At 37.1% G+C, this 18,231-nt stretch carries 19 protein-coding genes; 1 reads left to right on the forward strand and 18 read right to left on the reverse strand.

The window, feature by feature from the left end:
* Positions 1–145: 145 nt before the first annotated feature.
* The 5 genes from Q0794_RS14080 to Q0794_RS14100 form a co-directional block, all read right to left on the reverse strand.
* Positions 146–391, reverse strand: a complete 246-nt coding sequence (locus Q0794_RS14080; protein WP_298942967.1) for a DUF1107 family protein — start codon at positions 389–391, stop codon at positions 146–148.
* Between the two features lie 150 nt (positions 392–541).
* Positions 542–1,012 (reverse strand): FxsA family protein, encoded by a 471-nt coding sequence (locus tag Q0794_RS14085; RefSeq protein ID WP_298942968.1) that lies wholly within the window; start codon positions 1,010–1,012, stop codon positions 542–544.
* Positions 1,013–1,209: 197 nt separating this feature from the next.
* Positions 1,210–2,382, reverse strand: coding sequence for a 3-phenylpropionate MFS transporter (locus Q0794_RS14090; protein ID WP_298942969.1), 1,173 nt, complete (start codon positions 2,380–2,382; stop codon positions 1,210–1,212).
* A 1,163-nt stretch (positions 2,383–3,545) separates the two neighbouring features.
* On the reverse strand, positions 3,546–4,358 hold the full coding sequence (locus Q0794_RS14095) for a prepilin-type N-terminal cleavage/methylation domain-containing protein (RefSeq protein WP_298942970.1): 813 nt from the start codon (positions 4,356–4,358) through the stop codon (positions 3,546–3,548).
* On the reverse strand, positions 4,352–4,876 hold the full coding sequence (locus Q0794_RS14100; protein ID WP_298942971.1) for a GspH/FimT family pseudopilin: 525 nt from the start codon (positions 4,874–4,876) through the stop codon (positions 4,352–4,354). The genes Q0794_RS14095 and Q0794_RS14100 overlap by 7 nt, the downstream gene beginning before the upstream one ends.
* A 210-nt stretch (positions 4,877–5,086) precedes the next feature.
* On the opposite strand from Q0794_RS14100, the gene Q0794_RS14105 reads away from it, so the two are divergent.
* A complete protein-coding gene (locus Q0794_RS14105; RefSeq protein ID WP_298942972.1) occupies positions 5,087–5,272 on the forward strand; it encodes a DUF3545 family protein in 186 nt (61 codons plus the stop codon).
* Positions 5,273–5,489: 217 nt separating this feature from the next.
* Here Q0794_RS14105 and rpoS read toward each other — a convergent pair whose 3' ends face one another.
* The 13 genes from rpoS to Q0794_RS14170 form a co-directional block, all read right to left on the reverse strand.
* Complete coding sequence (gene rpoS / locus Q0794_RS14110) at positions 5,490–6,488, reverse strand: RNA polymerase sigma factor RpoS (protein ID WP_298942973.1); 999 nt, start codon at positions 6,486–6,488, stop codon at positions 5,490–5,492.
* Positions 6,489–6,597: 109 nt separating this feature from the next.
* Positions 6,598–7,503 carry a peptidoglycan DD-metalloendopeptidase family protein gene (locus tag Q0794_RS14115; protein WP_298942974.1) on the reverse strand — a complete coding sequence of 302 codons (906 nt, stop codon included), beginning with the start codon at positions 7,501–7,503 and terminating at the stop codon, positions 6,598–6,600.
* Positions 7,504–7,509: 6 nt separating this feature from the next.
* A complete protein-coding gene (locus Q0794_RS14120) occupies positions 7,510–8,091 on the reverse strand; it encodes a YqaA family protein (protein ID WP_298942975.1) in 582 nt (193 codons plus the stop codon).
* Between the two features lie 36 nt (positions 8,092–8,127).
* Positions 8,128–8,889, reverse strand: coding sequence for a 5'/3'-nucleotidase SurE (surE, locus tag Q0794_RS14125; RefSeq protein ID WP_298942976.1), 762 nt, complete (start codon positions 8,887–8,889; stop codon positions 8,128–8,130).
* Positions 8,886–9,929 carry a tRNA pseudouridine(13) synthase TruD gene (truD, locus tag Q0794_RS14130; RefSeq protein WP_298942977.1) on the reverse strand — a complete coding sequence of 348 codons (1,044 nt, stop codon included), beginning with the start codon at positions 9,927–9,929 and terminating at the stop codon, positions 8,886–8,888. The genes surE and truD overlap by 4 nt, the downstream gene beginning before the upstream one ends.
* Entirely contained in the window at positions 9,926–10,408 is a 483-nt protein-coding gene (ispF, locus tag Q0794_RS14135; protein WP_298942978.1) for a 2-C-methyl-D-erythritol 2,4-cyclodiphosphate synthase, read from the reverse strand. Before ispF ends, truD begins: the two co-directional genes overlap by 4 nt.
* Positions 10,409–10,513: 105 nt before the next feature.
* Positions 10,514–11,200: a 2-C-methyl-D-erythritol 4-phosphate cytidylyltransferase gene (gene ispD, locus Q0794_RS14140; RefSeq protein ID WP_298942979.1), complete on the reverse strand. Its 687-nt coding sequence runs from the start codon at positions 11,198–11,200 to the stop codon at positions 10,514–10,516.
* Complete coding sequence (gene ftsB / locus Q0794_RS14145) at positions 11,201–11,482, reverse strand: cell division protein FtsB (RefSeq protein ID WP_298942980.1); 282 nt, start codon at positions 11,480–11,482, stop codon at positions 11,201–11,203.
* Positions 11,483–11,590: 108 nt separating this feature from the next.
* Positions 11,591–12,151, reverse strand: coding sequence for a phosphopyruvate hydratase (locus Q0794_RS14150; protein ID WP_298942981.1), 561 nt, complete (start codon positions 12,149–12,151; stop codon positions 11,591–11,593).
* Between the two features lie 562 nt (positions 12,152–12,713).
* On the reverse strand, positions 12,714–14,012 hold the full coding sequence (gene eno / locus Q0794_RS14155) for a phosphopyruvate hydratase (RefSeq protein WP_298942982.1): 1,299 nt from the start codon (positions 14,010–14,012) through the stop codon (positions 12,714–12,716).
* 123 nt (positions 14,013–14,135) lie between these two features.
* On the reverse strand, positions 14,136–15,773 hold the full coding sequence (locus Q0794_RS14160) for a CTP synthase (protein WP_298942983.1): 1,638 nt from the start codon (positions 15,771–15,773) through the stop codon (positions 14,136–14,138).
* 261 nt (positions 15,774–16,034) lie between these two features.
* Entirely contained in the window at positions 16,035–16,850 is an 816-nt protein-coding gene (gene mazG / locus Q0794_RS14165; protein ID WP_298942984.1) for a nucleoside triphosphate pyrophosphohydrolase, read from the reverse strand.
* Between the two features lie 63 nt (positions 16,851–16,913).
* Complete coding sequence (locus Q0794_RS14170) at positions 16,914–18,140, reverse strand: cysteine desulfurase (protein WP_298942985.1); 1,227 nt, start codon at positions 18,138–18,140, stop codon at positions 16,914–16,916.
* Positions 18,141–18,231: the final 91 nt, after the last annotated feature.

The following is an 18,231-nucleotide window of genomic DNA, read 5'->3' on the forward strand; positions in this document are numbered from 1 at the left end:
CACGATTCAAGTCAGTTTAGAAATAATTATTAAAATAATTTTCTGAGTAAAGTAAAAAACCAGCTCATCTCGACTTTAACTCAGTGAAAAGAAGCTGGTCTTCATTTTTGTATATTGAATAAGAGAAATTAAAACTAAATAGTATTTATACGGTGACAGCTTTTGGGTGAGACAGCTCTAAGACCATTTTATTGATTTCGCTAACGGCCATTAATACTTTTTGTTCTGCAATTAAATGTTTATAAGCGACAACTTTACCATCGACGACTCTGAAGCGACCTAAACCAGCAATAAAAATACGGCCATTGAAAAAACCTTTAGCAAATTTTGCAATTTGACGAGGTTGGTATTTTTTAAATACTCTTAAAGTACTTGGACGAGTAATTTTCATCATTTTACCTTTTATTCTTATTTTGATGTTGTATTGATATTAAATACTAATCGAACCTATTAATAAACAGCGCATTAATAAACGATGCGCATATGTTACGCAACTTATATGACAATTTTATTAATAAATTTTTAGATTCAATCACAATATTTAATCAAGCTTCTTATCTTCTTTATGTTCGAACTCACCTTCTATCACAGAGTCATCATGTCTAGGTGCTTGGCCAAAACCTTGACTAGAAAATCCACCCATTGAAGATTGTGGTGCAAATTTCACATTCGCTAACAGGAATTTAGCAATGCCAGCACGAATAGTCGGTTGCAATAATAATAAGCCACATAAGTCAGTTACAAAGCCTGGGGTAACTAATAAAATCCCAGTGATGATTAACATCATTCCTTCAATTAATTGTTGTCCTGGCATTTCACCAGAGGCCATGCGTTGCTGTAGTTTTTGTACAAGTTGTAAGCCTTGGCTGCGCACTAAAGCAGATCCAATTAACGCAGTGATAATGACTAATAAAATAGTTGGCCATGCACCTAAGAAACCACCTACTTTCACTAATACAAATATTTCTAGCAATGACACACCAGTAAAAATCAAAAACAACCGTGCAAACATAGAGACCTCAATTAACAGAATGAATACACATATTTAATGGGGATTAAATTATCGATTTCAAGGTATTGGATAGTAAAAGGTTTAATAAGTTCATGTTCACCTCTCATATTTGAAGTATAAGAGGTGAACTTATTGCTTGAATTAAAAATTGAAATGAACCTGGGCAGGCTCAATACTTAATAGCCGTTTAGCGAGACTTAATCACATTTCCATCTTTTTAATAAGATAAAGACCGGCAACATAATACATCCCATCCATATAAATAGTGTGCTGTCTTGAGGCGCATATATCCAACCAGAAAGGAAAGTCAGTACCGCCATTATCAACCCTAACCCAACACTTGAATATAGGGTTTGGTAGCCAACCATTAGATGTTCTTCTTGCATCGCAATAAAACGCATTGCCGCTAAGTGAGCTAATGCAAACGTAAAGGCGTGGAAGGTTTGCACTAGTATGAGTAACGCCATATCAGTGGTTTGTGATAATACTCCCCAACGAATTAACCCAGCGATTAACGCTAAAAGACACATTTGTTTAACTGACCAAGAGCCAAATAATTTATCGTTAAAACGCATTAATAGCACTTCAGCAAAGACACTCAACCCCCATAATAAGGCGATATTAAATTCAGAGATCCCCATTGAGGTCCAATACAAAGCACTAAAGGAATAATAAGCCGCGTGACTACCTTGTATTAATCCCATTATTAAAATGAAATAAATTACTTTTGGTTGTTTCATTAGCGACATTAGGTTGTTATTCGTATGTTGCTTTGGCTTTGTTTGCTCTTGTAATTGTGGGTTTAAGTTAATGAGGCTTAGACAATAGTTAAAAAAGACCGCGACAATAATTAACCATAAGATAGTTTCATGACCAAACTCGCCGATTGTCCACCCTACAAAGGTAGAACCGACAATAAAACTAACCGATCCCCATAATCGCACTTTGCCATAATTAATTTGAATTTGTTTAACTAAACGCGTGCCAATGATATCGCCTAAAGGAACCATCGGTGCCAATAAAAAGTTAAGTAATAATGTCGCAGCAGCTAATGCATACCAACCTTGAAAGTAAACGAGTAACAATAAGCACACCAGCGCACTAAAGGTAAGATAGCAGACCATCTTCAATGGCCCTTTAGCTGTTTTTAAACGGGGTAATAAACCAATATTACTCACAAACCGCAGCACGAGCCCTAAGGAAAATAAGGTACCAATTTGTTCTGGGCTAATGCCTTTACTTGCTAACCAAACGCTCCAAAAAGGTAAAAAGATGCCCCAGATAAAAAAGAAGCAAACAAAATAAGCAGTAATCCATGATTTAGCGGCGATATTCAATACGGTGACGTCCTTGTGGGTTAATAACTCCATTGTATCGACTTTTATTAATTAATCAGTATTAAAAAGATAAGGTTTTAATAATATGATGGTATTTAGTTTAATAAAGGTACTTAATGAAGTTTTATATAACGATCTGAAAGTTATAGTAAAAAGAATATGACTCAATCATTTTGGTGATTGTTATTGAACTATTGGTTTTAGTAGGCTGAATTATCGTATTGATTTTCTATTAGGCACGAACTTTAGTCTGCAGAGTTTATATTGCTTTTCTATAAGGCCGTTGAATTTAGAAACGTGGATTGAATAGCAGTAAGCTCAATATTAAAGAGCATACACAAAAACCTGCAAGCTGAAGCATGCGCCCCTAAGTCAAAAGAAAATAACCACAAGCAACTTAAAACAGGACTCGCAGAGTTCCTCTGCTCATTAAGTCAAAACATAATAGTTTGATGTATCGTTATACTTATTTTCGGGGCGCTGGCTTTAGCCTGCAGGAATTTTTGTGTTGAATTGTAAAAGGTACATTGAATGACAGTAAAATCTTCATTAAAAAGACAGCACATACAACCAAAAAACTGCAAGCTAAAAACAAGACTCGCAGAGCTCCTCCGCCCATTAAAGTAGGTTTCGCCTAATTCGCCATGCGCCCCTAAGTCAAAACATAATAGTTTGATGTATCGTTATACTTATTTTCGGGGCGCTGGCTTTAGCCTGCAGGAATTTTTGTGTTGAATTGTAAAAGGTAAATTGAATCGCAATAAAATCTTCATTAAAACAACACATACAACCAAAAACCTGCAAGCTGAAAACAGGACTCGCAGAGTTCCTCCGCTCATGACACTGGGCTTTGCCTAATTCGCCATGCGCCCCTAAGTCAAAATAGAATAGTTTGATGCATCCTTGTGTTTTTCGGGGCGCTGGCTTTAGCCTGCAGGGATTTTTGTGTTGAATTGTAAAAGGTAAATTGAATCGCAATAAAATCTTCATTAAAACAACACATACAACCAAAAACCTGCAAGCTGAAAACAGGACTCGCAGAGCTCCTCCGCTCATGATACTAGGCTTTGCCTAGTTCGCCATGCGCCCCTAAGTCAAAACATAAAACAAGCTAAATAGTCAGATTAATATATGTAAGCTAAAACAGATCTCTTAAATCATCCTATCTATAACAATACTTTATCAATAGCGCAGGCTTAGTGATATTCGCGATTACGTACTTGTATCTGCGTGGCTATTTGATAACTGTATGCACTATTTTCGACAAGTTCTCCGGTAATATTAATGTTAATACTGCGTAATGTAATTTGTGATGTTGGGTTGGTATGAGAGGTTTCAATAAAACTTAATGCCGTAATCTTTAAAAAATTTGGATCAGTTAAGTTCACCCAATAACCTCCATTCAAACAATTACTCGCTTGTGGATCAACGTTTCTACCAAACTGAATGCTTTTAGAATTAGTCGAATAACGAAAGCCCATTACATGTGACGTGGTTGGTGTTGTTGCATCATCATAGTTATAGGAATAAACAATACACTTTTGGTTATTGGTATTGCTTGAGTCAATCACTTTATCTTGCGCTGCTCCGACCATAAACTGATCACCACCATAACCAGCTCGACGAATATCGTTTTCAATCACACCAACCAATGCTTGTAAATCAGTACGTAGGCGTGACATTTGCAGTGTTTTGGTGCTATGGCTAACATTAGTGACATATAAACCGATGACCATACTTAATAGTAAAGAGCCTAATAATAAACAGATTAATACTTCAACCAACGTAAACCCTTTTTGTGGCTGTTTTATTATATTGTGAGGTGCATTGGATGCTGTATTAAATGTTAATTTTGTATCAGGTATTAGCTTCGATTCTGTATAACGTGCAGTATTACGACTAGTACTAGGTTCTGTATTAGATTTTTTAGTAAGTTCTTTGTTGGGCTCCTTACAAAGTATTGCATGGGTTTTTAATTGATTTGTAACTTTAGCAATGTCAGTTAACATTGTTTATACCCCAAGTAGGCTCCATCAGGTGCACAAACTCTTAGCCTCATTGCACTTTGTATGACAGATAGTTTTTTATTATCTCGACTAGTTAAGACAACAGATCCTGTTTCGACAGAAAAACGCAGGGCACCATAAGAAGCCTGATGATTTGTAAAATTGATATCGTTGTCATTGATTAAAACTTTATTACCATCCGCTAAATCTTGTACTTTTTCTATACCATCTAATTGACAAGAATTAGCGGTGAAACAATCACAACCAGAAAAATCACTGAGCCCCATCTTCCAAACAGATTGTTGCTGGCAAAACTGAACGTAAATTTTTTGATTACGTTTAATCGCTTCTGTTTTTGCTAATTGAAGCGAGTAATAAACTTGGCTCGCAGCTTTAGATAAAGCTTGATCTGCAATTAAACTTTGAAAGGATGCCGTTGAGATGGCAATCACAATCCCAAAAATAATAAGTGTGATCATAAGCTCTATGAAGGTGAAACCTCTATGATTTAACATGATCATACCTCTTCCCTAACGTTTAAAATCATCAATAAAGGTAAAATAAAAAGCGTGAAGAAGAAGCATAGGACAAAATATTATTTATAGCCTTAAGACTAATTAGGTAGATAAAGGGTAATTAAAGCAAAACAGAGATGTCATAAAATTGTCATATAGTAACTTTATTGTATTCACAGTAACAAACACACTGGTACGTAAAGTTAAGGATATAACATGCAACAGACTCAGATAAATGAAGCCGACATGAATATAGATAATTTATACGCAGTTCCAGCAAAGCGTAAAGCTAAACCACGTAAATGGCGTGAGATTGAAAATGCTAAAGCGCAACTCTCATTAGCAAAAGAACTAAGAGAGATTGATCCATCCTTTAGTTTTTCTCAATCTGAATTAATGTAAATAGTGACTTACTTTATGAAATATATAATGAAGAAGTAGGTTGTTTTAACGAATAAATAGCTCAACTATTTATTCTGATTGGTATGATACAAAACTAACGTTAACGCAATTCAAACAAAAAACGCATCCATTAGATGCGTTTTTGTTTAATGCTTATTACTTTTTAAAGGTTACATTCAAATATCTTTTAAACGTTCTTTGTTGGCCCTTAAATTAATTAAAGCTGAAATAAAGAATCAATCGATAACCCTTGCTCAGATAACACCTCTCGAAGCGCTTTTAATGCTTCAACTTGAATCTGACGAACACGCTCTCGTGTTAACCCAATCTCTTTACCTACATTTTCTAAGGTATCTGCTTCATAGCCTAATAAGCCAAAACGTCTTGCTAGTACTTCACGTTGCTTTGGATTTAGATCTTCCAGCCAGTCGACAATACGTAACTTCATGTTATTAGTTTGTAAGGTATTCTCAGGTGTCGATTCATTGCTATCAGGAATGATATCTAATAATTCAGTGTTTGAACTTTGCCCTAGCGGAGTATCGACGGAGCTAATACGCTCATTCAATTTTAATATTTTTGATACTTCTTTTGCTGAAACATCTAATTCTTTTGCAATATCTTCCGGGGTGGGCTCATGTGTTAGTTTATGTGCTAGATCTCTTGCCGTACGCAAGTAAATATTTAGCTTTTTAACAATATGGATGGGTAAACGTATAGTGCGGCTTTGGTTCATAATGGCACGTTCAATGGTTTGACGTATCCACCACGTTGCATAAGTTGAAAAGCGGAAGCCTTTTTCAGGGTCAAATTTTTCAACCGCGCGAATTAAGCCTAAATTACCTTCTTCAACTAAATCGAGTAATGACAATCCGCGATTATTATAACGACGAGATATTTTAACAACGAGACGTAAGTTACTTTCTATCATACGTTTACGAGCAACTTCGTCACCACGCTGTGAACGGCGAGAATAGTAGATTTCTTCAGGAGCAGTTAATAAAGGTGTGTAACCTATCTCTCCTAAGTAAAGTTGAGTCGCATCCATGACCTTATGGCCAGTGCTTGCAGAGAATTTTTCAGCTTCTGCGCCTTGGGTACGAGAGTTATTGGCTTTGACAACCTTAAATCCTTGTTGGTTACCATCACTAACGACATGATTACTATATTTTTCTGTGCTCGTTTGATCTCTATTAATTGAGGCTGTTCCTACCATGGTTAACACTCCCTTTATACCGATTAATCTTTTATGAACTATTAAAATGCACTGTATTAATTTTCTAATAGATTTAGACAATTAATTGCTCGCTGCATTTATAGCGTCATTACCTCCTTGGTAAATAACGCAAAGGATCAACAGATTTTCCACGGTAGCGAATGTCAAAATGTAAACGAACGCTATCCGTTCCACTATCCCCCATTACAGCTATTTTTTGTCCTATTTTAACGTGCTCATTTTCTTTTATGAGTAGTTTGTCATTGTGTGCATAAGCACTGAGGTAATCATAATTATGTTTAATAATGATTAAATTTCCATATCCTCTTAACCCACTACCCGCGTAAACAACTTCACCTGAAGCGGCAGCGTAAACTGATGAACCACGAGAATTTGAAATAGATATTCCTTTCATTCCCTGGGTTGAACTAGCAAAGGTTTTAATTAACTTACCTTCACTTGGCCATTGCCAATCAGCTACTTTTGCAATTACCTTCTCAGGTGTCTTTGCAGCTACTTTTTTCTTAGTAACTTGTTGTGTGACTGGTGGCGTAACTTTCGCCTTTTTAGTCACATTTTTATCAACAACATTCTTAGAGTAGACTTTTGGCTTTGCTTTAACAACCCCTAATTGGTTATTTTTTTTACATTTTTGATTTAAGCAGCTTTTAGAGCTCTCTTTTTGTTGACCTTGTGAATTAGGTGTGACTTTAGGAGTAGGTATTACCTTAGCGTTAACGTTACGTAACGTTAGAATTTGTCCACTTCTAATAATATAAGGCTTTTTTAAATGATTGCGTTTAATTAAGGTATTTACATTCATCCCCGCACGCCATGCAATGGAATAAAGGGTATCGCCAGTTTGTACCAAATACTTCTCTTGTCCTTCTTTGATACTCTTACCACTAGCAACATAAGGAGTAGATGTTGATTTAACATCAGAGACGGGAGCTCGACCACCTGGCGAAGAGCAAGCAGTTAAGAAAATTAAAGGTAAGAATAATAAATATTTCACAGTCAATTAATGCTTTAACATAAAATATAAAATAGCAGCGGCTATAATAGTCACCCAACCTAGTGCGTCGATATACTTGCTCAATTTAGCTTCCATTTTTTCTCCACCTAATACCATTAGTCCAGCGACTAAAAAGAAACGTAAACCACGTCCAATGAAGGCAGTTAATATAAATGGCCAAAATACCATTCCCATCACGCCTGCTGTAATAGTAAACACTTTAAATGGGATTGGTGTAAAGCTAGCAATGAAAATAACCATGATCCCCCATTCAATAAACCATGATTGTGCTGTCATCATTTTACCTTGATAGCCCATCGTTTCAATAAACGGTAACACCACAGGGTCATATAAAGCACTACCAAGATAATAACCTGCAGCGCCGCCTAATACGGAAAAGATAGTTGCACCCAATGCAAAGCGCCAAGCTAGGTGACGTTTTGCTAAGGCCATCGGCGCTAACATGATATCAACAGGGATAGGCCAAAAAATAGATTCAACAAAGGCAGTAAGGTACAGATAAAATGGTGCATTTTTATGCTTTGACCAGCACATTACTTTTTCATACAAAGGGGCAAAAATTTTCACAGTATTTCTCTTTGATAGTTTTAAATGTCTACACTTTTAACAGCCATTTTTAAGCGTTGTATTTAGCCATTGTTCTAAAACAGGTAATTGTTCCGTTGCCGTTAAATCAACTTTAAGTGGTGTTATTGATACGTAACCTTGTTCAACGGCATTAAAGTCCGTTCCTTCGCCTGCATCTGCAATATTACCTGGAGGACCAATCCAAAATATTTCTCGGCCTCTTGGGTCAACACTTTCTATCACTGACTCTGCTTGATGGCGTTTCCCTAAACGGGTTATTTTCACCCCTTTAATTTGATCATAAGGTAAGTCAGGCACATTGATATTAATCACTTGATGTTGCGCTAAAGGCGATGCTAATAAATGTTCCACCAGTTGTTTGGCATAACGAGCTGCACTTTCATAATGTTCTGTTCCGTTTAATGAAACAGCCACTGCCGGTAAACCTAAGAAGCGCCCTTCCATTGCTGCAGCAACCGTACCAGAATATAAAACATCATCGCCCATATTAGCGCCAGCATTAATACCAGAAACAACTAACTTAGGCGGTGTATCACAAAGTTTATATAAGGCTAAATGCACACAATCTGTTGGTGTACCGTTAATTGATATAAAACCATTCTCTAAGGTTTGTCTTCTTAAAGGTTGCTCAAGTGTCAGCGAGTTACTTGCTCCACTATGGTTTCTTTCAGGCGCCACCACCATTGTTTGCACATCTGTTATTTGGCTTAGATGCTGTTGTAATGCCAATAAACCTGGGGCCATGACGCCATCGTCATTACTAATCAATAACATCATCCGCTTATCTCGATCAGTTCACGTATTACACTGGTCGCATAGCAACCTGACGGTAAATAGAACTCAATTTTCACTGTCGAATCATCTAACCATTGATAGTTAAACTGATCTGGTACTAACAACAAAGGGCGTCGTTCTTGTTTTAACCCTTCTTTCGCTAAGCCAGCCTGTAAGTCTTCAAACTCTGCTAAGCAATCTAACTCATATTGTTTAGCGTCATCAGTAGAGGTTAATTCACCCGCACCCCATAATGGCGCTGTTAAACAGACCTCACGGGAGGTTAAACGTTGCAACGTTTGCTCTGATAAATCAGGTAAAGGAAAGAAAGAACGATTAGCCACAAATTGAACACAGTCACCTAACAAGGGAGACGATTGTAAATTATCGTTAATACGCTGAGATATGACTCGATTAAATAAATAGCTTCGTGCTGCACTTAAATACATACCACGTTTGAATCTATCTTTTATTTTTCGACCGTTAAATAACTGTAAAGCAGCATTCACATTATGCCCATCAAAACCAAAGCGTTGGTTACCAAAATAATTAGGTACCCCATTTTGTGCTTTATCTAATGTAATTTGTAAGGCAGTTTTATCTGAGACTTCACGTAATACAATGGCAAATTTATTACCATCAAGACAGCCAGTACGTAGTTTTTTATTATGACGAATCACTTTTAAAATAGTCACACCATCAGACTCGAATGTGCTGAAGTCAGGCGTTATTTTTCCTGGAATATAAAGCGAAAACCATTGATAAGTTTCTGCATGACGATCTTTAAGACCGGCATAACTGACATTCTTAGCGGCAATACCGGTAAACTTAGCAAGTTGTCTGGCTAAATAATCAGTATTTTCACCAATTTTCTTTATCCATAAACAAACGTGTTCGCCTTCACCTGTTAATTCAAAGTCTAGGTGCTCTTCTACTCTAAAGTCTTCACAGTGCTGTTTAAAGCGTGCAGTACAGGTTGGTTTGCCATACAAGTAGTTAAAATCTAATGAATAGATTTTCTTTTCAGGCTGAGTCTCACTCATTGGTCTTCCTTCAATAGGATAACCACTGCATGACTTGCAATACCTTCTTTACGTCCCATTGGACCTAGCTCTTCAGTCGTTGTCGCTTTAACGTTGATATTATTATCATCGGTTTCTAATAAACGTGTTAATTCAGCACACATTTGCCCGATAAATGATGCCATTTTAGGAGCTTGCGCAATAATGGTAATATCCGCATTACCTAATCGGTAACCTTTCTCTTTCGCTTGACGATAGACATCCACCAATAACTCTCTGCTATCAATGCCTTTAAACGCATCATCATTATCAGGAAAGTGGCGACCGATATCACCGAGTGCCAATGCGCCAAGTATTGCATCACAAAGTGCATGAATAGCAACATCGCCATCGGAGTGCGCTAGTAAACCTTTATCATGAGGAATTTTTATACCTGCAATGGTAATTGGGCCTTCACCGCCAAATTTATGCACATCATAACCATGTCCGATACGGATCATATTGTTTCCTTAATTTTAATAGCTAAATTTTGATAGCTAAATTTTAATCGCTAACCTTGAGCACTACATTTTAAACATGAGGCTTTAAACATTAAAATGTCAGTCTCAAGAGCCAAGCTTTGATAGGTAAAATTCTGCTAATAACAAATCTTCAGACTGAGTGACTTTTAAGTTATCACTGCGCCCTTCGAGAATAGTGACAGAACCGCCAGCAAGTTCAATAGCAGAGGCCTCGTCAGTAATCAGATGTTGTTCATCGATATTACTGATAGCGGTAATGAGTTGTTGATTGTGAAACATTTGCGGCGTGAGTGCATGCCATAAGTTTTGTCGTTCAACCGTATGCTCTATTTGATTGCTTTGATTGGTGCGTTTCATTGTATCGCGTACTCGACACGCTAACATCGCCCCCGTTTTAGTGGTACGCGCATGAGAAATTAATTTATCAATATCACTTGTTTGCAAACAAGGACGCGCTGCATCATGGACTAAAACATAATCATTATTGGGTAACGTTTTTAATGCATTAAGGACTGAATCAACACGTTCTTTACCACCTTCAACAATGGTCAACTTTGGGTGTTGAGCAATACTTAACGTTTTAAACCATTGATCATTTTTAGCGACAGAAACAATGACTTTTTTAATATCAGGATGAGCAAGAAAAGGGGCAATACTGTGTTCAATGATGGTTTTATCTAAAATAGCTAAATACTGTTTAGGGATATCAGCACCCACTCGTTTGCCGATGCCTGCCGCGGGTATAACAACAGAAAAAGAAAGTTCACTCATTTAGTTATCTTCCTTTGGCACAATACGGAAAAAGGTTTCACCCTCTTTCACTAACCCTAACTCATTACGAGCTCGTTCTTCTATTGCTTCCGTCCCCGTTTTTAGATTATCGATTTCTGAAAACATCATTTGGTTACGTGTTGTTAATTCTGCATTACCCGCTGTCGCCAATTCTACTTCTTTAGAATATTCTCGATTATCCTGCAGTCCATTCTTTCCAAACCATAAATGGTATTGCAATAATGAAAATATAAAAATAAAGATAGCTAACAGTAAGCGCATGATATTTAAACTCAGTATTTAAAAAGTTAATCATCCCACATTAAACAGAAAATTAAAATCAACTCAAAGACGCTAAATTTAGTTGAATAGCGCTCATTTGAATAAAACTTATTTTTTCCAGAAAAGCAGTTTGCCTTCTAACTGTGGAAATAATGGATGAATAAATAATTTATGAGACATAATACAGGCAACAATAAGTTTAATGACAACCATTTGATCGATGCCTAATAAATAATAAGCATACCCACCAACAAAAGCCGATATCCACATAAACAGCTGGAATAAACGTAATTTTTTAACACTCAATGCGGTTAATATAATGGCAAAGTCCACCCATGTTAATAACAGCCCTAGTGAAGGGTTAGCAAGGTAATCATTGACTGAAAAGTATGTTGCATACAAGAGAAAGGCAATCATAATAACTAAAATTAAACGCGTCATTTTACGAGAAAAATCAGTAAAGTCGCACAAGTAACGATATAAGGTAACGCTGCCTACCACTAGGTTTAATAAAACCTTAGGCATCACTCCAATCATCACGCCCCATGTGACATCATTAATAACAGAAAGAAATGAAGCAAGCCGTACATTTTTCATGCCATTAAAGACCATTAAAAAGACGTAAAAAAAGACACTTGTCCAACCAAGTATATCAATAAGAGAAGGCATCACAGCTCCAAGGGGGATTCATATTATTAAAAGCGCGCATTTTACGCTGAGTTAGTTAAATAAGATATGCCCTAACCCAATGTTAAGTGAATTTTACGTTTCTAAAATTTATGATCTGAATCCAACTGCAGTGGATAGATCATAGAATTAGAGAGCCCTTAATACTCACCTTTATCTTTTTTCTCAACACAAACACAAACACAAAAAAATGCAGGCTAAAGCCAGCGCCCCAAAGTCAAAATAAAACCGATATGAAAAAATAACCTCTGTGTCTATTAAAAATTTATTTATTCTTTCTAAAGCAATCAACCATCATCAAAATTACTAGTGCTTATTCGATCCTCAAACAACAGGCAAAAAAAATCCCCACCGAAGTGAGGATTTATAATCTTAAAGTTTAATACTCAGTAAATATTACTGACCTTTAACTTCTTTAAGACTGAAGTAATGAGGTGCTTTGCACTAAAAGTTCACCATACAACAGGCAAAAAAAATCCCCACCGAAGTGAGGATTTATAAATCAAAGTAGAATATTAACCTTAACCTAAGTTAAGCACTAATATTACTGACCTTTAACTTCTTTAAGACCATTGTATGGTGCAGCAGCGCCAAGAGCTTCTTCAATACGTAGAAGTTGGTTGTACTTAGCAACACGGTCAGAACGGCTCAATGAACCTGTTTTGATTTGGCCAGCAGCAGTACCAACAGCTAGATCAGCAATTGTTGAATCTTCAGTTTCACCTGAACGATGAGAGATAACAACAGTGAAACCAGCGTCTTTAGCCATTTTGATTGCAGCTAAAGTTTCAGTTAAAGAACCGATTTGGTTAAATTTGATCAAGATTGAGTTAGCAATACCGTTGTCGATACCACGCTTAAGAATCTTAGTGTTTGTTACGAATAGATCGTCACCAACTAATTGGATTTTATCACCCATTAGTTTAGTTTGGTGTGCGAAGCCATCCCAATCAGACTCGTCAAGACCGTCTTCGATAGAAACGATTGGGTATTTTTTAGTAAGATCTTGTAAGAAGAAGTTAAATTCTTCTGAAGTGAATTTTTTACCTTCACCTTTAAGGTCGTAGATGTTTGCTTCTTTGTCGTAGAACTCAGATGCAGCACAATCCATCGCTAATGTGATGTCTTTACCTAATACGTAACCAGCATTTGCAACCGCTTTTTCGATTGCAGCAAGTGCAGCTTCGTTAGACTCAAGGTTAGGAGCAAAACCACCTTCATCACCAACAGCCGTTGAGTGATCGTCAGCTTTAAGTACTTTAGCTAGGCTATGGAATACTTCAGCACCCATACGTAGGCCTTCACGGAAGTTAGGCGCGCCAACAGGTTGGATCATGAATTCTTGGATATCTACAGAGTTATCTGCATGCTCACCACCATTGATGATGTTCATCATTGGAAGCGGCATAGAGTAAACACCAGAAGTACCGTTTAAGTCAGCAATGTGAGCGTATAGAGGTACTTTCTTAGAGATAGCAGCGGCTTTAGCAGCAGCTAGAGAAACAGCTAGGATAGCGTTTGCGCCAAATTTAGCTTTGTTTTCAGTACCGTCTAGGTCGATCATGATTTGGTCAAGTTCAGCTTGTGCTGTTGCATCTTTACCAGCTAGTGCTTCAGCGATTGGACCGTTTACAGCTGCAACAGCTTTAAGTACGCCTTTACCTAAGTAACGAGCTTTATCGCCGTCACGTAGTTCAAGAGCTTCACGAGAACCAGTAGATGCACCAGAAGGTGCAGCAGCCATACCGATAGAACCATCTGCTAGATGAACTTCAGCTTCTACCGTTGGGTTACCACGTGAGTCCATGATTTCACGACCAAGTACTTTAACTATGTTTGACATGATTATTCCTTTGTTTTAATAAAAATAAAATTTTAAAAATTCTTCATAACAAGCTGTGATTTGTGACCACAACCTTTTAATGTGTAATTTTTTAACAAACTAATGCGATCGGGTCAACAAAAACTATAAAAAACGACCTTGTTGATGATCTATCGCAGCTTTTATAAACCCTTTAAATAATGGGTGCCCATCACGTGGTGTTGAAGTGAATTCCGGGTGGAATTGCGCTGCAACAAACCAAGGATGATTCGGGTTTTCAATGATCTCAACTAGTTTTTTATCTTCTGATAAACCAGTAATTTTCAAACCCGCTTTTTTAATCGCTGGTAATAAATTGTTATTTACTTCGTAACGATGACGATGACGTTCAAATATTTCTTTACTACCGTACATTTCTAATACTTTAGATTTATCGGCTAAGTGACATTTTTGCGAACCAACACGCATCGTACCACCAAGATCTGAATCTTCAGTACGTTGTTCAACTTCGCCTGATTTATCAATCCATTCAGTGATTAAACCAACCACTGGGTATTTTGTTTCAGTATTAAATTCTGTTGAGTGTGCATTTTCAAGACCTGCAACATTACGTGCAAACTCAATAAGCGCCACTTGCATACCTAAACAAATACCTAAATAAGGAATTTTATTTTCACGTGCATACTGCGCAGCTAAAATTTTACCTTCAACGCCACGTTCACCAAAACCACCAGGAATTAGAATAGCATCAACACCTTCTAATACGCCTAAACCTTTGATTTCAACATCTTGTGAATCAATATATTTAATCTTCACGGTAGCAGCATTTTTTAAGCCGCCATGTTTTAATGCTTCATTAACTGATTTGTAGGCATCAGGTAATTCAGTGTATTTACCTACCATACCAATCACAACTTCACTTGTTGTATTTGCTTCTTCTGCCACTACTTTTGACCATTCACTTAAATCAGCTTCAGGACAATCTAAACCAAAACGTTCAACACAGATTTGATCTAAACCTTGTTGTTTTAACAATGCTGGAATTTTGTAGATTGAATCTACGTCACGCAATGAGATAACTGACTTTTCTTGCACGTTACAGAACAATGCGATTTTTGCACGTTCATTGGCAGGGAAGCTTACTTCACTACGACAAATAAGAATGTCAGGCTGAATACCTAAACTACGCAACTCTTTAACTGAATGTTGTGTTGGTTTAGTTTTAATTTCGCCAGCTGTTTTCAAGTAAGGTAATAGAGTCAAATGCATAAACATTGCATTTTCTTGACCTACTTTTAACCCTAATTGACGAATAGCTTCAATGAAAGGTTGTGATTCAATATCACCAACCGTTCCACCTAATTCAACAATTGCAACATCATGTCCTTCACCGCCAGCGATAACGCGAGCTTGAATTTCATTTGTGATGTGTGGGATAACCTGAATAGTTGCGCCAAGGTAATCACCACGACGCTCTTTAGCGAGTACATCAGAGTAGATACGACCTGTTGTAAAGTTATTACGTTTGGTCATTTTGGTACGAATAAAGCGTTCGTAATGGCCTAAATCAAGATCTGTTTCTGCGCCGTCGTCAGTTACAAATACTTCACCATGCTGAATTGGGCTCATAGTACCCGGGTCAACATTAATATAAGGGTCAAGTTTCAGAATCGTTACGTCTAAACCACGCGCTTCTAAAATTGCCGCTAGAGAGCCTGCAGCAATACCTTTACCAAGTGATGAAACCACACCACCCGTTACGAATATATATTTTGTTGTCATAATAACCCTGAGCCATTAAGAATGAGAAAAAACAATCCTCATTTCACTGCCAAATAAAAACATCACACAGCAAAAAAACTCAACTTATAAATAAGTAAAGTTAGGATCTTAAAGTGTGACCGCTTTATCAAAATGGAGAAAATTGAGCATTTAGATGGGACAATAGTATAACAAGGTGCGCTATTTTCGACAAACGAAAAAGCACTTTATTAGTAATAAAGTGCTTTGGAGATGATTGTTAGACGTTAGATGCGGTCTAGTTTAAGACGGGATTTTCTTTATCTGATTCCAAATTGAATCTAACTCATTCAATGTGCAATCCCCCATCTCTTTACCCAAGGATTTAACATGTTGTTCTACAAGCTTAAATCTTGATGAAAACTTTTGGTTTGCTTGATTTAATACTTGCTCTGGATTGGCTTTTAAATGACGAACAAGATTAACGTTAGCAAATAATAAATCGCCTAATTCATCAACAATTCTTTCTTTTTGTTGCGCTTCAGTTAAGTCTGTTCTTTTCACTTCGACTAAAACCTCGTCAATCTCTTCATGTATTTTAGCAATAACAGGTTCTAACTCAGCCCAATCGAAACCAACACTCGCAGCACGTTTTTGAATTTTATAAGCGCGTGTTAACGAAGGTAATGCCAATGGAATGTTATCTAATACACTTTCTTCTGTGTTTAAAGACTTGGCTTTTTTAAGACGCTCTTTTTCTTTTTCCGCTTCCCAATTCGCATTGATTTCTGCATCGGTTGTAAACTCTGAAGTTGAGAATACATGTGGATGACGGCGAATCAGTTTTTCATTTAACACGTCAAGAATATCGTCAAATTCAAACAGCCCTTGTTCTTTTGCTAACTGAGCATAAAAGACAACTTGGAACAATAAATCCCCAAGTTCTCCTTTTAAATCATCAAAGTCTTTGTTAGCAATAGCATCTGCCACTTCATAAGCTTCTTCAATGGTATGGGGTACCACGCTATCAAAGGTTTGTTTAAGGTCCCATGGGCAACCTGTTTCAGGCGTACGTAGTTGCTGCATGATCGATAATAATTGCGTTAAGTTTGCTGACATAATAGTTCCTAAATAAAGACTGAGAAGAAAACGGGCTTACTTGATGGTTAGTTAAAAGGCTAACTAATCACCTAAAAGCTCAATCACCTTTTGTAATGCATCGATAAACACATTGGCTTCTTGCAATGTGTTATAAACAGAAAAAGACACTCTCACCGTACCGCTACAATTTAATACTGACATTAATGGCATCGCGCAATGCGTACCACTTCTCACAGCAATCCCCTGTGCGTTTAATAACATAGCAATATCAGCACTATGCTCGCCTTTAACAATAAAGCTAATCGCACCTGACTTTGTTACACCTTTGGCAAATAGGCTTATTTCAGGCATATTACTTAAGGCATTTTCAGTATATTCAATTAAACTTTTTTCATGATTTTGGCAATATTCAGTATCTAGAGCATTTACAAAGTCAATCGCTGCGCCCAAGCCAATCGCACCTGCAATATTAGGTGTACCCGCTTCAAATTTGAAAGGCAGTTGGTTATAGGTTGTTTCTTCAAAGGTCACGGTTTGAATCATTTCACCGCCACCCTGCCATGGAGGAAGTTGATTTAATAAATTATATTTCCCATACAAAACGCCAATCCCTGTTGGACCAAATAGTTTATGCCCTGAAAACAGGTAAAAGTCACAATCAAGCTGTTGTACATCGACATCAATATGCGCAACGGCCTGCGCGCCATCAATGATCACTTTAGCGCCTTGTTGATGTGCTAATTTAATCACTTCTTTAATGGGATTGATAACACCCAGTGCATTGGAAACATGTGCAATAGAAACAATTTTAGTCTTTGAAGTGAGTAAAGAGTGAAAGGCAGTTAAATCTAAACCATGCTGTTCTGTTAAAGGAATGACCTTAAGGACGGCACCTGTTTTTTTAGCAAGCATTTGCCAAGGGACGATATTGGCATGATGTTCCAAGGCACTAATAATAATTTCATCACCAGCCTGTAACTGCTCTGCAAATACATTAGCTAATAGATTAATGCCTTCGGTTGTGCCTTTTGTCCAAATGATTTCTTCTGAACGTTGCGCATTAATAAATGTTTGTACTTTGACTCGGCTTTGTTCAAATAATGACGTTGCTTGGTTACTTAACGCATGGCTAGCTCGATGCACATTGGCATTACTAGTTTGGTAATAATGACAAATAGCATCAATGACTGATTGTGGCTTTTGCGTCGTGGCGGCGTTATCGAGGTAAACAAGCTGATGCTCATTTACTTGCTGATCTAAAATAGGAAATTGGGTTCGTAACTGCTCAATATAAAGATCTGAACTCACGTGACACCTCTACAACGGGGAATAAAACAATAAATATATGATTATCAATATAAGTAGACTGTAAGTCGGCTTAAGTACAAAAGCAGAATAA

Origin of the sequence: uncultured Psychromonas sp. (assembly GCF_947489755.1) — a bacterium.
In the GTDB taxonomy this organism is placed as follows: Bacteria; Pseudomonadota; Gammaproteobacteria; order Enterobacterales; family Psychromonadaceae; genus Psychromonas.

Coding starts and splice junctions, on each gene's coding strand:
- Q0794_RS14080 (WP_298942967.1), bottom strand. CDS start 391: ATGAAAATTACTCGTCCAAGTACTTTAAGAGTATTTAAAAAATACCAA.
- Q0794_RS14085 (WP_298942968.1), bottom strand. CDS start 1,012: ATGTTTGCACGGTTGTTTTTGATTTTTACTGGTGTGTCATTGCTAGAA.
- Q0794_RS14090 (WP_298942969.1), bottom strand. CDS start 2,382: ATGGAGTTATTAACCCACAAGGACGTCACCGTATTGAATATCGCCGCT.
- Q0794_RS14095 (WP_298942970.1), bottom strand. CDS start 4,358: ATGTTAACTGACATTGCTAAAGTTACAAATCAATTAAAAACCCATGCA.
- Q0794_RS14100 (WP_298942971.1), bottom strand. CDS start 4,876: ATGATCATGTTAAATCATAGAGGTTTCACCTTCATAGAGCTTATGATC.
- Q0794_RS14105 (WP_298942972.1), top strand. CDS start 5,087: ATGCAACAGACTCAGATAAATGAAGCCGACATGAATATAGATAATTTA.
- rpoS (WP_298942973.1), bottom strand. CDS start 6,488: ATGGTAGGAACAGCCTCAATTAATAGAGATCAAACGAGCACAGAAAAA.
- surE (WP_298942976.1), bottom strand. CDS start 8,889: ATGATGTTATTGATTAGTAATGACGATGGCGTCATGGCCCCAGGTTTA.
- truD (WP_298942977.1), bottom strand. CDS start 9,929: ATGAGTGAGACTCAGCCTGAAAAGAAAATCTATTCATTAGATTTTAAC.
- ispF (WP_298942978.1), bottom strand. CDS start 10,408: ATGATCCGTATCGGACATGGTTATGATGTGCATAAATTTGGCGGTGAA.
- ispD (WP_298942979.1), bottom strand. CDS start 11,200: ATGAGTGAACTTTCTTTTTCTGTTGTTATACCCGCGGCAGGCATCGGC.
- ftsB (WP_298942980.1), bottom strand. CDS start 11,482: ATGCGCTTACTGTTAGCTATCTTTATTTTTATATTTTCATTATTGCAA.
- Q0794_RS14150 (WP_298942981.1), bottom strand. CDS start 12,151: ATGCCTTCTCTTATTGATATACTTGGTTGGACAAGTGTCTTTTTTTAC.
- eno (WP_298942982.1), bottom strand. CDS start 14,012: ATGTCAAACATAGTTAAAGTACTTGGTCGTGAAATCATGGACTCACGT.
- Q0794_RS14160 (WP_298942983.1), bottom strand. CDS start 15,773: ATGACAACAAAATATATATTCGTAACGGGTGGTGTGGTTTCATCACTT.
- mazG (WP_298942984.1), bottom strand. CDS start 16,850: ATGTCAGCAAACTTAACGCAATTATTATCGATCATGCAGCAACTACGT.